This is a genomic window from Alteromonas sp. ISO5 (assembly GCF_058105165.1).
The window spans coordinates 2190510-2204915 of the sequence record NZ_CM176572.1 but is presented as its reverse complement, the minus strand read 5'-3'; the positions used below and the strand labels follow the sequence as shown (position 1 = coordinate 2204915).

13 protein-coding genes are annotated in these 14406 nt (G+C 50.5%); 9 read left to right on the top strand and 4 right to left on the bottom strand.

Annotated elements, in window-relative coordinates; translation table 11 throughout:
• Window positions 1-150: 150 nt before the first annotated feature.
• On the top strand, window positions 151-2031 hold the full coding sequence (gene recQ, locus AC2T0J_RS10045; RefSeq protein WP_489809996.1) for a DNA helicase RecQ: 1881 nt from the start codon (window positions 151-153) through the stop codon (window positions 2029-2031).
• Window positions 2032-2035: 4 nt separating this feature from the next.
• Here recQ and AC2T0J_RS10040 read toward each other — a convergent pair whose 3' ends face one another.
• The gene (locus AC2T0J_RS10040) at window positions 2036-2713 is read right to left on the bottom strand and encodes a glutathione S-transferase (RefSeq protein ID WP_489809995.1); all 678 of its coding nucleotides are present in this window, start codon (window positions 2711-2713) and stop codon (window positions 2036-2038) included.
• Between the two features lie 258 nt (window positions 2714-2971).
• On the opposite strand from AC2T0J_RS10040, the gene AC2T0J_RS10035 reads away from it, so the two are divergent.
• The 8 genes from AC2T0J_RS10035 to AC2T0J_RS10000 all read left to right on the top strand — a co-directional run bounded on the left by AC2T0J_RS10035 (window position 2972) and on the right by AC2T0J_RS10000 (window position 11721).
• Window positions 2972-4510: an ABC transporter substrate-binding protein gene (locus AC2T0J_RS10035; RefSeq protein ID WP_489809994.1), complete on the top strand. Its 1539-nt coding sequence runs from the start codon at window positions 2972-2974 to the stop codon at window positions 4508-4510.
• 43 nt (window positions 4511-4553) lie between these two features.
• On the top strand, window positions 4554-5450 hold the full coding sequence (locus AC2T0J_RS10030) for an ABC transporter permease (protein ID WP_489809993.1): 897 nt from the start codon (window positions 4554-4556) through the stop codon (window positions 5448-5450).
• Window positions 5450-6244 carry an ABC transporter permease gene (locus tag AC2T0J_RS10025; RefSeq protein ID WP_489809992.1) on the top strand — a complete coding sequence of 265 codons (795 nt, stop codon included), beginning with the start codon at window positions 5450-5452 and terminating at the stop codon, window positions 6242-6244. The genes AC2T0J_RS10030 and AC2T0J_RS10025 overlap by 1 nt, the downstream gene beginning before the upstream one ends.
• Window positions 6241-7644: an ABC transporter ATP-binding protein gene (locus AC2T0J_RS10020; protein WP_489809991.1), complete on the top strand. Its 1404-nt coding sequence runs from the start codon at window positions 6241-6243 to the stop codon at window positions 7642-7644. Before AC2T0J_RS10025 ends, AC2T0J_RS10020 begins: the two co-directional genes overlap by 4 nt.
• Before the next feature lie 100 nt (window positions 7645-7744).
• Entirely contained in the window at window positions 7745-9157 is a 1413-nt protein-coding gene (locus AC2T0J_RS10015; protein WP_489809990.1) for a protein adenylyltransferase SelO, read from the top strand.
• Window positions 9145-9489 (top strand): DUF3630 family protein, encoded by a 345-nt coding sequence (locus AC2T0J_RS10010; RefSeq protein WP_489809989.1) that lies wholly within the window; start codon window positions 9145-9147, stop codon window positions 9487-9489. Before AC2T0J_RS10015 ends, AC2T0J_RS10010 begins: the two co-directional genes overlap by 13 nt.
• A gap of 145 nt (window positions 9490-9634) precedes the next feature.
• Window positions 9635-10255, top strand: coding sequence for a GTP cyclohydrolase II (gene ribA / locus AC2T0J_RS10005; RefSeq protein ID WP_489809988.1), 621 nt, complete (start codon window positions 9635-9637; stop codon window positions 10253-10255).
• A 116-nt stretch (window positions 10256-10371) separates the two neighbouring features.
• Entirely contained in the window at window positions 10372-11721 is a 1350-nt protein-coding gene (locus AC2T0J_RS10000; protein WP_489809987.1) for a DUF3300 domain-containing protein, read from the top strand.
• On the opposite strand, the gene AC2T0J_RS09995 is transcribed toward AC2T0J_RS10000, so the two are convergent.
• From AC2T0J_RS09995 to AC2T0J_RS09985, 3 genes are all read right to left on the bottom strand, one after another.
• Window positions 11705-12574 carry an ATP-grasp domain-containing protein gene (locus AC2T0J_RS09995; protein ID WP_489809986.1) on the bottom strand — a complete coding sequence of 290 codons (870 nt, stop codon included), beginning with the start codon at window positions 12572-12574 and terminating at the stop codon, window positions 11705-11707. The two genes, AC2T0J_RS10000 and AC2T0J_RS09995, sit on opposite strands and share 17 nt — an antisense overlap.
• 24 nt (window positions 12575-12598) lie before the next feature.
• A complete protein-coding gene (locus tag AC2T0J_RS09990) occupies window positions 12599-13042 on the bottom strand; it encodes a hypothetical protein (RefSeq protein WP_489809985.1) in 444 nt (147 codons plus the stop codon).
• A gap of 338 nt (window positions 13043-13380) precedes the next feature.
• The gene (locus tag AC2T0J_RS09985) at window positions 13381-14406 is read right to left on the bottom strand and encodes a carbohydrate kinase family protein (protein ID WP_489809984.1); all 1026 of its coding nucleotides are present in this window, start codon (window positions 14404-14406) and stop codon (window positions 13381-13383) included.

Below are 14406 nucleotides of genomic sequence, written 5' to 3'. Positions count from 1 at the left end.
CCACACAACAAAATTTGATTCATAATAACACTGTTGTTATCGCAGCAGGAAAGACTCTGTCGCGGTACATCAGTCAGTTATAGCAAGACGCAGAAAAAGTCGGGCAAAACCCGTGAACCTCAGGCAAAAAACGCGTAAACTCTGCGACTCATGACTGCTACACCTCATACTCCCACAGCCATCGACGATAACGATAGCCCGCCAGCTATCGTGGCCAGTGCTGCGCGGCCCGCAGACAGCCGTAATGCTCAGCAAATCCTTGAGGATATCTTCGGTTACAGCGAGTTTCGTTCTGGTCAGGCCGAGGTGATTGATCACACCATTAATGGCAAGGATGTACTGGTGTTACTACCCACGGGGGGCGGAAAATCCCTGTGCTATCAAATTCCGGCCATGGTGAGAGAAGGCACAGGCATCGTTGTTTCGCCGCTGATCTCATTAATGCAGGATCAGGTAGAGCAATTAAAAGAGGCCGGGGTGAAAGCCGCCTATCTGAATTCTTCTCTCGATCAGGACGATTATCAGGCTACCGTACAGCGCCTGCAGGAAGGCCGCTACGATATTATTTACGTTTCGCCTGAACGCTTGTTGCAACGCTACTTTTTGAATATGCTGGCGCAAACTAAAATCGCCTTGTTCGCAGTAGATGAAGCGCACTGCGTGTCGCACTGGGGGCATGATTTCCGCCAGGACTACCGGTCATTGGGTCAGCTAAAACAGCGCTTCCCGGATATCCCGGTCATTGGCCTGACAGCAACAGCCGACACCACCACAGAACAGGATATTCAGGTACAGTTGGGGCTGGATAACCCACTGGTGTATAAAGGCTCCTTCGACCGGCCGAATATCCGCTACCGGGTAATGGCCAAGTACAAACCTTTTGAGCAAATAGTTACCTACATTCGTCAGCAGGATGGCAGCGGTATTATTTACTGTAATTCCCGGGCCAAGGTTGATGATCTCAGTGCCAAATTACACCGTCAGGGCTTTAAGAGTGCCGCCTACCATGCGGGAATGGATGCCGACGAACGGGCTTACGTGCAGCGCCAGTTTATTACCGACAAAATTGACGTGGTTGTCGCTACCGTGGCATTTGGCATGGGCATTAATAAGTCTAACGTTCGCTATGTGGTCCATCACGATGTGCCGCGCAGTATTGAGAGTTATTACCAGGAAACCGGCCGCGCCGGCCGTGATGGGCTGCCAGCCGAAGCCTTATTGCTGTTTGACGAGAAAGACAGCGCCCGGGTAAAACAGTGGATTGATCAGGGCTCAATGGCCGATCGCAACGCCATTGAACTGCAAAAATTCGCCGCTATGGAAGCCTTCGCCGAAGCGCAAACCTGTCGACGTCAGGTATTACTTAATTATTTTTCGCAATTTAGCGATACCGCCTGCGGTAACTGTGATATTTGCCTTGATCCCCCCCGCCCCTTTGATGGTCTGGAAACCGCCCAGAAAGTCCTCAGCTGTATTTTGCGTCTGCAGCAGCAGGCGGCTACCCAGTACGTAATTGATGTACTGCGCGGTAAAAACCTCAAGCGATTACAGGAAACCGGTCACGACAAGTTGTCGACCTGGGGGATTGGTAAAGATCACAACGATCAGTACTGGCACAACATCATTAACCAGCTAATCCACCGGGGCTATATCCGGGTGGATATTGCCAGCCATGCGGTGCTGCGTTTAACCGAGGCTGCCCGCCCGGTATTGAAAGGCGAAATCCCGGTAGAACTTGCCACGCCGCGGCTTGAGATTAAAGCCGATAAACCGGCGAAAACCGCGCTGAAAAACTACGACAAAGCACTCTTCGCCCGGCTTAAACACCTACGCAAAGTGCTGGCGCAGGAAAACGACGTACCGCCTTTTGTTATCTTTAACGACGCTACTCTGGCCGAAATGGCCGCCAGCAAACCGACACATAAGCAAGGATTGCTGGCAGTAAGCGGGGTGGGCTTAACCAAGCTGGAGCGCTACGGCACGCCTTTCCTGCAACTGATTAACGACTACCTCAAACGCGACGACGAGTAACCACCTAGGCGTAAGCGTACTCACCGCCTTTTTCGAGCCCGCGCTGGTAGGCGTCCCGGTTGTGGATTTTATTGACCCAGGCGTCGATAGCCTCATACTGCCCTTTACCGACCCGTCCCTGCATGGCCTCCAGCGGAAAGCTCATCTGGAAATCCGCACCGCTTAAACTGTCCCCGGCAAACCACTCGTGATTTTTAAGGTAGTTATTCACATAGTCGAGACTGGCTTTTAAGTTTGGCCCGTAATAAGCGTTGGTGATCGCATCAACCACCTTGGCCACCACAGGTTTCATGAAAAACGGGCTGGCTTTCTCCTTTGCTTTACTCAAAACCAGTCGCGCCACCAGCGGCGGCATCAGGCTGCCTTCGGCAAAATGCATCCAGAAACGATACTGATTGAGCGCATCACGGCTGTCTGTCGGTTTCAATTGTCCGCCACATTCATCAATCAGGTATTCAATAATAGCGCCCGACTCTGCCAGCGTGGTATCGCCGTGGGTGATAATGGGCGCGCGACCGAGAGGATGAACCGCCTGGAGACCTTCTGGTGCCAGATTGGTTTTAGCATCACGCTGATAGTGCTTAATTTGGTAGTCTACTCCTAACTCTTCCAGCAGCCATAAAATACGCTGCGAGCGAGAATTATTGAGATGGTGCAGGGTTAATCCGTTAGCAGATGTCATAACAAACCTTATGGAGGTCGCAGCATTCGTCGCGACGCTATAAAAGCAATGAGATGCTTCTATTACGTAAAATCACGCCGTTGGATTAACTATTGCCAAAATAAGTTGATTGGCTATTGAGCAACCGTTGTTTTGCTGCCCCTGACATATTGCCATCATTCGATGAAAGCCTTTTCTCGCTGGCTGAAAGCCTGTCACTTTGTGCAATGAAATAGGTATACTTCTTCCTATCAATAAGTAATATTCCTGTGAAGTAACGTGATAGTAAGAAATGTAAGGGAGTGTCTGGCGGTACTACTGCTTAGCACCTGTTTAGCAGCCTGTGCGCCACCGCAAGCTAAGAATACAATTATCATTAGCGGGCCCTTTGAGCCGGTTAATCAGGATCCAGCTACCGCCGGCTATATCTTTACACGTATGCAAATTATTGAAACGCTGGTAGAGGTAGACGACCAGGGAGATTTAAAGCCCGGACTGGCATTGCACTGGCAGCACAACGACACTTATACCGAGTGGTTGTTTACCCTGCGCAAGAACGTCCATTTTCATGACGGTCAGATTATGACGGCGCAAAGTGTGCGAAAGAGCCTGGCGGTGGCGCTGGGTAAACCCGCACCGTTCAATACCCGTTTGTTTAAAAATATCGAGGCGCTGTCTGACAATGAGCTACGTATTACCCTTACTGAGCCTTTCCGGCCACTGCCATCTTTACTAAGTAATTACACTACGGCGATTTTGTCGCCAGCCACTTTTGGCACCTTTAATCGCATTAAAACGCTGATCGGAACAGGTCCCTATCAAATTGAACATTTTGAGCCGCCACACAATATCAAGGCGCGCCGTTTCGACGATTACTGGGGTGGCCCGGTAGCCATCGAAAAAGCCGAATATATCACCGGTCATCGCTCTGAAACCCGGGCATTGATGGTCAGAACCGGTCAGGCCGACATTGTTTATAACCTTGACCCGGCAGCGGTTAGCAGTCTCCGCACCAATCCGCAGGTCAGTGTATTTAGTACACCCATTCCGCGTACAACCCTTATCAAGCTGAACCTGGCCAATCCGGCACTAAGTGATCCGAAAGTCCGTCAGGCACTGAGTCTTGCCATCGACAGAACCGGCATTGCTGAAGGGGTGCTGCGCGTACCGGGATCAGAGGCGAATCAACTATTTGGTCCGTCCATGGGTAACTGGCATGTAAAGGGCGTTGCACCGGCTACCCGACAACCAGAAAAAGCCCGCCAGTTGCTTAAAGAAGCAGGCTGGCAACCAGGACCCGACGGCATTCTTAAGCGTAACGGTGAGCCGTTAGAACTGACCATGATCACGTACGCCAACCGGCCTGAACTCATCGTGATAGCTACCGCTATTCAGGATCAATGGGCACAGCTTGGTGTAAAACTGCACGTTAATATGGAAAATGCCAGTGCTATCCCATCCGGTCATAATGATGGTTCACTGCAAACCGCCCTGATGGCGAGAAATTTTGCCAATATTCCCGACCCACTGGGTATTTTGCTGGCTGATTTCACCTCAGAGCAAGGCGGCGACTGGGGGCCTATGAACTGGTCTAACCCGAAGGTATTTAAGCAGTTACGTGCCATGGCAATGGAGGAGGATGATACCACTTATCAACAATCTGCCGTTGAGGTGATGACCGCTATACAGCAGGATTTGCCGCTTATCCCGGTGGTGTTTTACATGCAACAAACCGGCGTTTCGGAGCGCGTAAAAGGGTTTAGTTTTGACCCCTACGAGCGCTCATTTCGTATTTCTGCCATGCAATTGGAGCCGTAACTTGTTATCTATTTTGCTGCGCCGCTTGTTACAAGCGTGCCTGATGACCTGGACAGTAGGCACATTAACCTTTGTACTGGTTCGGTCACTACCAGGCGATATGGCCTATAAAATTGCTGCCGGGCGGTATGGCGATGATGCGGTGAGCACTGCAGCTGCACAGGCGGTAACGGCCGAGCTCGGGCTCGATAAACCGGCCCTGTCACAATACCTCAGTTGGTTGTGGGATCTGCTTTCCTTTGACCTCGGCAATAGCCTGGTCACCGGCGCGCCGGTGATTTATGAGATCCAAAATCAGCTGAGTTATACCTTTGTGCTTGCCGGCTGGGGCATTTTGGTGGCGGCCCTCATCGCTTTCCCTATAGGTATTATCAGCGGCCTGAAAGCGGGCTCTGCGTGGGATAAGTCGGCCCTGACAACCTCGGTATTTATTCGTTCTCAACCGGTATTTTGTTTGGGCCTGTTGTTGATTTTTGCGTTTGCCATGGAATTAAACTGGCTGCCGGTAGCCGGGTTTGGCGGTGCCGTCTATGCCATTTTGCCAGCACTCACTCTGGGACTGAGTCTGGCGGCGATATCGAACCGGGTGATTCGCAATGCAACAAAACAAGCCAGCGAATCCGCCTACTTCCATTTTGCCCGGGTAAAAGGGTTGTCCTTCATGCAGGCGTTTAGCCGCCACATCCTGCCTAACGTAGCCATTCCAACCCTGGCCTTTATGGGGATCCAGCTCATCGGCCTGATAGAGGGTGTAATTATGGTGGAAAGCCTGTTTGCCTGGCCTGGCATCGGCCATGGCCTGTCCCATGCCGTCTTTGCTCGCGATATCCCAATGCTACAAGGTACCGCATTGATTATGGGATTCTTATTTGTACTGGTAAATACCCTGGTGGATATCAGTCACTATCTGCTTGATCCCAGAGTGAGGGAGGCCCGTTAATGACGTTACTCCGTAGACTGACTCTGCGTCAAAAATCTGGACTGGCGCTGCTTACGTTGCTAGCGCTGTTTGCTCTGGCTGAGGCGCTTATTTTTCGCATCGACCCGAACCAGCAATACCTGACCAATACCTTTGCTTTACCCGATTCATCACACTGGCTGGGCACCGACCAGTTCGGCAGAAGTATGTTTGCGCGCCTCGCGACTGGTTTACAAATATCCTTTGCACTGGCCTTCACCTGCGTAGCAACTTCGGCCTGCCTTGGCGTACTGGCCGGTGTCGCAGCCGCCTGGTACCGGGGCTGGACAGACAGTATTTTAAACTTTTTTGCCAATACCATCCTTGCTCTGCCCGGCCTGGTACTAGTTTTACTTTTCGCCGCCTTGATACCCGGCTCTTTCGTGATGCTTTACCTGGCCATCTCCGTGGTTTTGTGGGTGGAGTACTTTCGTCTGGTTCGCTCCTTGTCGCTGGCCAGTGTTAGCAGCCCGCAGTTGCAATCATCGCTGCTGATGGGCTTTGGGAAGTGGTACTTATTCCGCCGCCATATCTGGCCATCGCTGGCCGCGGATGTGTATTCGCTGGCCGCATTTGGTTCTGCCACAGCGATTATTGCGATGTCATCAGTAGGGTTTGTTTATGTTGGTCTTAAACCACCCACTCCAGAACTGGGCCTGATGATTGTAGAGCTATTCCCCTATTATCATGAAGCGCCCTGGCTATTGGCAGAACCGATTATAGTGCTGTTTTTAATGGTACTGGGCTTTCAGTTATTGGGAGATAAGGCCTCATGACTGCCCGTATAGTCATTGTTCAACTTACTGTAAAGCACCGCAATACGGTGATTATTGATAATCTGAGCCTGCGTCTGGCGCACGGTGAATGCTTGACAATCCTGGGCGAAACCGGCGCAGGCAAAAGCGTGCTTGCCCAGGCCATCATGGGCGATCTGAGCGCTGATTTTGATGTAACAGGCTCGGTAACCGTCGATGGTCTGGATATGCTTGCCAACCGACAACAAGCCCGGGCTCTCTGGGGTCATAAACTGGTAATGTTACCGCAAGAGCCCTGGCATTCGCTGAGTCCGATGATGTCACTTGACCAGCAGGTCGCTGAGGTCTATCGCTTTGTGAAAGGTCACAGTCGCAGCAAAGCCAGAGACTTATCGCAGCATGCCCTTAGCCGGTTTGGACTGGAACAGGCGGCCCACAAAGTCCCTTCGCAGTTATCCGGCGGCATGGCACAGCGAGGGGCTTTTGTTTGCAGCAATGCAACCGGCGCCGAGATATTACTGGCCGATGAGCCCACCAAAGGCCTGGATACATCATTACGTCATGATGTTACGCGACAACTGGCAAAACACGCGAGTAAAGGCTGCCTGCTTACCATTACCCACGATGTGGAAGTGGCCCGTCAGCTCGGGGGGCGAGTGATGATAATGCAACAGGGCTGCATTGTGGAGCAGGGCAAAGCCGATAGCGTATTTAGCCAGCCTGCATCACATTACGCAAAGCAATTACTGCACCCTGCCAGGTTCGACAGTGGCAAATCGGCAAACACAGGCCGGCCGCTACTCACAGCCAGTAACCTGACACTAAAACGCGGGCACCAAACCTTGTTTACCCAGCTCAATCTAACCCTCAATCAGGGCGAGTTTGTGGGCCTGTACGGACCCAGTGGCATTGGTAAATCATCGCTCGGGGATGCACTGCTGGGTTTACTCCCCTTCGATGGTTCGCTGACTTTTCACATGGCACTGCCACGCCATCAAAAACTAAAATTGTATCAGGACCCACCAGCTGCCTTTGCCCCGCAACTGCCGCTGATAAACCTATTGGAAGATGTTGCTACACGACATAGCATTAATGCCTCACAGATTTCAGTGTTGGCTGACGAGCTGGGGCTTTCATCTGCATTGCTCCGGCGCACTGCAACCGACGTGAGCGGTGGCGAACTGCAACGGGTTGCCTTGCTCAGGGCCCTGCTATTAAAACCGCAATTTTTAGTCGCCGATGAACCCACTTCTCGACTTGATACCCTGACCAGTCAACGTATCACCCGTTTGATGGTAGAAAAGTGTCGTACTGTAGGCTGTACTGTGCTCTTTATTAGTCATGATCTGGTGCAATTACAACAAACCTGTGATCGGGTAATCGACGCGTCCACATTGGCTTCGCCAAAACAGATTGCGTGAGACCCTCTATATGTTATTTGTTCCTGCAGGAGAATGACGCACTTACACTATGCCAATCGCAGATGTTACACTTTTTCCTTGTTCGTTCGCTGAGAATCCAATGCAATTACACCACCGTTACGCTACCGAATTGGCCGAAACCGTCAGCGCAGTCAAACCGCAGCCCCTGAACGGAATGACCATGCCGATGTACAACCGGGAACTCGCAGCACAATTCAATCTGCCGGATAGCGACGCACTGATGACGGCGATATTCGGGGAAGGCGGCGAGCTGGCAACAAATTCAGTCGCGCAAAAATATGGCGGGCATCAGTTTGGCCAGTGGAACCCAATGCTAGGTGACGGTCGCGGTTTGTTGCTGGGCGAAGTCAGCGATAACCAGGGCAACTGTTTTGATTTGCATTTAAAAGGCGCCGGGCAAACCCCTTATTCACGCCACGCCGATGGGCGCGCCGTGTTGCGCTCTACCCTGCGCGAATATATAGCCTCAGAGGCCCTGCATCATTTACGCATTCCCACCTCCCGGGCACTGTGCTTAATCACCAGTAAGCAACAGATCCGGCGAGAATTACCGGAACCCGGCGCGATGATGATCCGCATGGCGCCAAGCCATCTGCGTTTTGGCCACTTTGAGTTTTATTACCATAACAAACAAAAAGACACGTTAGATAAACTGATGCAGTACACCCTGACTCATCATTTTCCCGAATGTCTGGCGGAGGCTAATCCACACAAGGCACTGCTAACCGCGATTACCCTGCGCACCGCACGCATGGTGGCATTGTGGCAGACTTATGGGTTTGTGCATGGCGTAATGAATACCGATAATATGTCGCTTCACGGGATTACCTTCGATTATGGGCCTTACGCATTTATCGAACATTTTCAGTCTGATGCCGTATTTAATCACTCCGACTATGAGGGGCGCTACGCATTTGATCGACAGCCCGGCGTAGCCCTTTGGAATCTTAACGCGCTGGCCTATGCCTTCTCAGATCACTTAAGTACCGACGATATTCGCACCTGCCTGACTCTGTTTGAGCCGACCTTTTTAAATCAGTACCGCCATCTGATGCTTAGCCGGATTGGCCTTGATGATAACGCCGAACACGAGAACTGTCTGAACACCTGGTTAAGTTTGATAACTGCGGAGAAACGCGATTACACGCAAAGTTTCAGGCAACTGGCCATGGCGGACCCACACTCAGAAGCATCGCCGTTAAGAGACCATTTTGTTGACCGTAATGCCTTCGATGGCTGGTGGCAGGATTACCGTCAGCGCCGTCTTGCTGCAGCTATAGCAAGTAGCGAACTCGGCCAGCTTAATCCGGTTGTGATCCCCCGTACTCATTATTTACAGTCTGCTATCGAAGCAGCGGAGCAGGGTGACTTTGGTCCGGCCCATCAGCTGATGGAAGCCATTCGTCAGCCTTTTGATGATAACGACATCACCCGGAACTACACCAAACCTGGTCCCGACAGCTCACAAGGAGGTCTGTCGTGCAGCAGTTAACCCCACACGACATTGCTCGCGCACTGGTGTGCGAAACAAACATTGTGCGATGGACCGGGCCCATGCCGCAGACTCAGCAACAAGCGGTGGGGTTATGTCACACTATTGCCCGGTTACTGGGCGCACGTCAGGGCGACAGTGACTGGGGTGCAGACCGGTTACAGGTCAGGCTTAGCGCAGAGGATTTTGAAGCGGTGTTAAATGTTGAATGGCTGTGTGAAGCAATATGGCTTGAACCGGTGGGAGCCTCGTCTGCGCACATCAGTAAAGCCGACATGCTACAAAACCTGCAATTGAAATTACGGCAAGCCCTAAAGTCACTGGATCGTTGATATGCTAATTTAGTTGCGCCTGAAAATTAGACCCGTGCCCTGTTAGGCGTTATAATCGCCGCCCCTAAGGGCTTGTAAACACATAGCACTGCCCTTATATAGGGTATCTATTTGGCAGTATCTAAAACAATCCGGCTCGAGTTTCATGACCAGTAAATCCCAGCAATACCGATTTGTCAGCGCAGCAAAGCTTCCTACCCGCAAGGGGGAATTCACCATCCATGGTTTTGTTGAAGAAAACAGTGGTGTAGAGCACGTGGCGTTGTCTTATGGGAGCTGGCAACCCGAAGATGTAGTGCCTATCCGTATCCACTCTGAGTGCCTCACCGGCGATGCCTTGTTCTCAACCCGCTGTGACTGTGGTTTTCAATTAGAACGGGCCATGGAAAATATCGTCGAAAACGGCTGTGGTGTGTTGTTGTATCTGCGTCAGGAAGGCCGTGGTATTGGCCTTATCAATAAGATCCGTGCCTACCACTTACAGGATCAGGGCATGGATACCGTAGAAGCCAATGAACATCTGGGCTTTGATGCCGACATGCGTACCTATGAAATGTGTAAGGTAATGCTGGACAAGCTCAATGTAAAAAATGTTGAGTTGATGACCAACAACCCGCGCAAAATGGCGGCACTCAAGGACCTCGATATTAATGTAGTGGCGCGTAAACCTATCGACCACGGTATTACCAAAGAGAATAAGCAATACATTAAAACGAAGACTGAGAAACTCGGCCACGCTTTCGACCCCCACATTCTGGGCGATTAATCTTTTCTTAGCCTAAACTGAACGGCTCGTTCAGCTTGGTTCAGCCAGAATTAATCCAGTCCTTGCTATAACGATACAAACATCACACCAAGTGCATCTTGCACAGGAGAGTTTGTATGAAAAAGCGATTTCTACTGGCCCTGTTTCTGCCTCTGGCTTATGGCGGTCAGGTGCTGGCTACACCCGCCCCTGAAAATCAACCGGCATACTCTGAAGTGCGCCTGAGTGAAGAAGTGCTGGATACCCTGCTGGCACCCATCGCCCTGTATCCGGACACACTGGTTACTCATATACTGATTGCCAGCACCTATCCGTTACAAGTAATAGAAGCCGACCGCTGGCGTCAGGAGCATCAATCCCTGGAGGGCGACCAGTTAGAGCGGGCCATAGAGAACACCGACTGGGATCCAAGTGTAAAAGCCCTGCTGCCGTTTACCGATATTCTGCGCCACATGAGTGATGATCTTAACTGGTTGCAAAATCTTGGCGATGCGGTGATCACCAACGAAGACTGGGTACTCGACAGAGTACAGGCGTTACGTTTACAGGCTCATCAAAGTGGTAATCTGCAAAGTAATGACTACCAGCAGGTCTCTACTGAAGAAAAAATCATTGTGATTGAGTCACGTCAGCCGGAGGTAGTTTATGTACCTTATTATGATACCCGTCATGTCTATGGCCACTGGCACTACCATAGGCAGCCGGTATTCTGGCCCACCAACGTGCGTATTGCCCTGGGTCATCGTGTTTACTGGGGTCCGCGCGTAAGCATTTCAGCCGGCTTTTACTTTGGCAATATCTGGTGGCCGGAGCGCCACATCGTTATCCGCAGTACACCTGTGCGCCATTATGTGCGACCGGTTTATCATTCTAAACGGTCATCGGTACGAGAGTATCACCGCTGGCAGCATAATGTCTCTAACCGCCATGCGCGCTACTCAAAAAAAGTAATTACTCACAAACCTCAAATAGTTAAACAGCACAGAACGTTAAATAATGCCGCTAAACACCGGGAGCTGTATACCCGTACTCAGGCCGCGTCAGGGCATTCATTGACGAGCGAAAAGCGGGACAAACCGGTTCGGATCAACACTCAGGAGCACAAACCCCGAGCACCTGGTCAGGAGGCGAAGCAATTAAAACAGCGCTTGAAAAGCTATGACAACGGCAACCGGAGTCACCAGAGGGATCAGGTCAGAGCGCCCAAAGAGCAGTCTGGAGCCGACAAACCGGGCGCTAACTTCCGGCAACGTGCGCCAGCTGAACGCCGCCAACCGGAGCATCAGCAACCTAAGGCGCAGGCAGGGCAAAAAGAGCGAAAGTATATCAATAAAGCCCCGGCCCAATCGCAGCGTTCACGCCAGGCTTACCCTGAGTCGCGCCAACAACGCCCGGTTAAGCAACCACACAGTCGCCCGGTGCAACGAGAGCATGCTCAACAGTCCCGTGTTAAACGTGAGCACTAGCGTAACGGAGGTAGGCTTTTACAAAACGCTGAGGGGATTGTTCATCGAGATTGAAATAGAGTGAGGGCTCAATGAGCTCAAGCTCTATAATCCGCCATTCATCAGCGAACCATAACAAATCGACCCTCGCATAAAGATAATCATCAGGCATCGCCTGCAACGCTGCTTGTGCATTTTGCACCATCTCCGGCTCAGGCGTGATTGCCTGTAAACTGCCACCGTGTTCTTCCTGTACCCGGAAGTCACCCTCTTTGGGGCGCTTCAAAATGGCATGGCTTAACTCTCCGGCGAAATAAAACAGCGATACTTCACCCCGCTCAGTGACGCTCTGGACGAACGGCTGCACCATACATTCTCGCCCGGCAAAACACCTGGCCAGTTCGCCACTGGCAGGTGTCAGTAGCGCTGAGGTTAAGCGAAAAGTATCGTCTGCGTTAGCACTCACGCAGGGCTTAATGACCAGCTCATCGCAGGCAAACTCGGTAAATGCTGCGGTGATAGCGCTCTGCTCGAACCCTGAAAGCCAGCGCGTAGGTAATACAGGTACACCGGCGGCATCCAGATCTTTGAGGTACCGCTTGTTTAAATTCCACATCATCAGTGGCAATGAGTTCATCAGGCGGGATTGCTGATTGATGCGCTGCAGACAGGTCACAAACGCCGCCTCAAACTGCTGATAATCCCAGGGGCTGCGAACGATAACCGCTTCATAATCGCTAAAGTCGTAATCCGCTTCATGCCATGATATGGTATCTACTTCGTAGCCATGTTCGGCAAAAGGAACAAAGAGCAGTTCGTCGTAAACAAAGAAATCCTGCAGATCATCCATCGACAGGAAGGCGAGTTTTTTCATAGGCATTCTCTGGACAGTCACCGGTTAAATTTCGATAAGTAAGCCGTTGCTGGTAATATCGATTCGCTTGGGTTTCTGAACCCCAAAGGCTGCCAGATCTAAATCGTCAAAATCCAGTAACAGGATAACCGGTACCCGTTTGCCCTCCAGACGTTTAATGCTATTGACCAGGCTATCGGACACCACCGCCTGATTATCCAGTACTTGCAGTTTATCCAGCCGTGGCTCGATTAGTCGTAGTTGCGCTAACTGGTGGTGATAAGCAATCTGCCCGGTAATCTCTGCTTTGGCTTTAAGCTGCTGTCCATTTTGCTCTGCCAGCACGGTGACTTTCACGTTCACTTCATCTTCCAGTGGATCCAGCTCAACAAAGGGTTCAGAAAAGGTAAAGACCACATCATCAAAAGTGCGCTGCTGGGGAAATACCGCAGTGACCATCGTGTTTAACTGGCTTTCAGAAAAGGTCATAGTGAATGCATTGACTGCGGGCACAACTACCAGCGATGCAAAAAGGCAGATCCAAAGACGTGAAAAGAACTTCATAAAGCGACATCAGCAAATTAATATCTGATAAGACTACCAGATTTTTTATATGCAGGCACGTGTATGGACACCTGCCTGACTTCAGGTTTACGTTGCGGTTAAAAACATAAGAATACTTGTGTAAGAGGCATTCTTAACTTATTGAAAGGAAAGCTGTATGGCAATATCAAATTGAAAAGTCGCTATGCGTCAGTTTTGATTCAATAGAGTGACCGCATATTATGTAGATAAACAGCCACTAACCACGCCCAATATTTCTAGTTTTAGCCCAACACCTGTAACTCTCTTAACTGAACTTCAGCTTCAGTTGGTAACGCAGTCATTGCGCCAACTTTTTCGCACACGTATGCACTGACCTTTTGGGCAAAGATAACGGCATCCGTTAGCTCACTAAAATCCATAGAATCTAACGAATTAAGCGTTGCCAGGCGATGCAGCATGGCACCGATAAATGCATCTCCCGCGCCGGTTGTGTCAATTGCATTAATCTTAAATGCTGGAACGGTCCGTGCTTCCTGTTTTGTTGAAAGGTAACAACCTTTACTTCCCATGGTGACAAATATGACTCCCGCTCCTAGCTGGTGTAAAGCACTACAACCGTCTGGTATTTTCAACTCTCCGGTAAGAAGCGCCAATTCCTCTTCACTTACTTTTACCACATCAGCCAATGCAAAAAACGCATTACATTTTGCTTTAAACTTATCCAGTCTGTTTTGCCAAAGATCAACACGGTAATTAGGGTCGAAACAAACAATACTGCCGTTGTTTTGACAGCGTTCAGCCATTGAAAAATAAGCGTCTTGCAGACTACCTTCTAAAAAGGCGGTTGCCGAACCAAAGTGGAAAATGGCATTTTCAGGTTCGTGGCTATCCCCGCATTCGGTTGTAACAAATTCAGCGTCTGCCCCACGGTTGAAGATGAACTCCCTTTCCCCATCGTCTTGCAGTGTGACAAATGCCAGTGTTGTCGGCACCTTCACCGTCTGAACCCCGCTTGTACCGACACCAAATTTTTTCAGTGTATTTATCAGATAGTCACCAAAAGCATCATCACCGACAGCCCCTAGAAATTCAGTTTTTCCTCCTAACCTTCCAATACAAGCTGATACGTTGGCGGGAGCGCCTCCTGGTTTTCTCAAATATATGCCTTTATCAGCGCTTGTATCTCCCACATCAGTACAAACGAAGTCGATTAGCGCCTCACCAATACAAATTACTTTTTTGCTCATCATTTCTCGCTCATAAAAAAACAAAGCAGACCACCTCACGGTGATCTGCTCTTGGTTCAT

Excerpts from the sequence above, each read along its gene's own strand:
- AC2T0J_RS10000 (WP_489809987.1), top strand. The coding sequence starts at position 10,372 with ATGAAAAAGCGATTTCTACTGGCCCTGTTTCTGCCTCTGGCTTATGGC.
- recQ (WP_489809996.1), top strand. The coding sequence starts at position 151 with ATGACTGCTACACCTCATACTCCCACAGCCATCGACGATAACGATAGC.
- ribA (WP_489809988.1), top strand. The coding sequence starts at position 9,635 with ATGACCAGTAAATCCCAGCAATACCGATTTGTCAGCGCAGCAAAGCTT.
- AC2T0J_RS09990 (WP_489809985.1), bottom strand. The coding sequence starts at position 13,042 with ATGACCTTTTCTGAAAGCCAGTTAAACACGATGGTCACTGCGGTATTT.
- AC2T0J_RS10025 (WP_489809992.1), top strand. The coding sequence starts at position 5,450 with ATGACGTTACTCCGTAGACTGACTCTGCGTCAAAAATCTGGACTGGCG.
- AC2T0J_RS10030 (WP_489809993.1), top strand. The coding sequence starts at position 4,554 with ATGACCTGGACAGTAGGCACATTAACCTTTGTACTGGTTCGGTCACTA.
- AC2T0J_RS10020 (WP_489809991.1), top strand. The coding sequence starts at position 6,241 with ATGACTGCCCGTATAGTCATTGTTCAACTTACTGTAAAGCACCGCAAT.
- AC2T0J_RS10015 (WP_489809990.1), top strand. The coding sequence starts at position 7,745 with ATGCAATTACACCACCGTTACGCTACCGAATTGGCCGAAACCGTCAGC.
- AC2T0J_RS09995 (WP_489809986.1), bottom strand. The coding sequence starts at position 12,574 with ATGAAAAAACTCGCCTTCCTGTCGATGGATGATCTGCAGGATTTCTTT.
- AC2T0J_RS10040 (WP_489809995.1), bottom strand. The coding sequence starts at position 2,713 with ATGACATCTGCTAACGGATTAACCCTGCACCATCTCAATAATTCTCGC.
- AC2T0J_RS09985 (WP_489809984.1), bottom strand. The coding sequence starts at position 14,406 with ATGAACCAAGAGCAGATCACCGTGAGGTGGTCTGCTTTGTTTTTTTAT.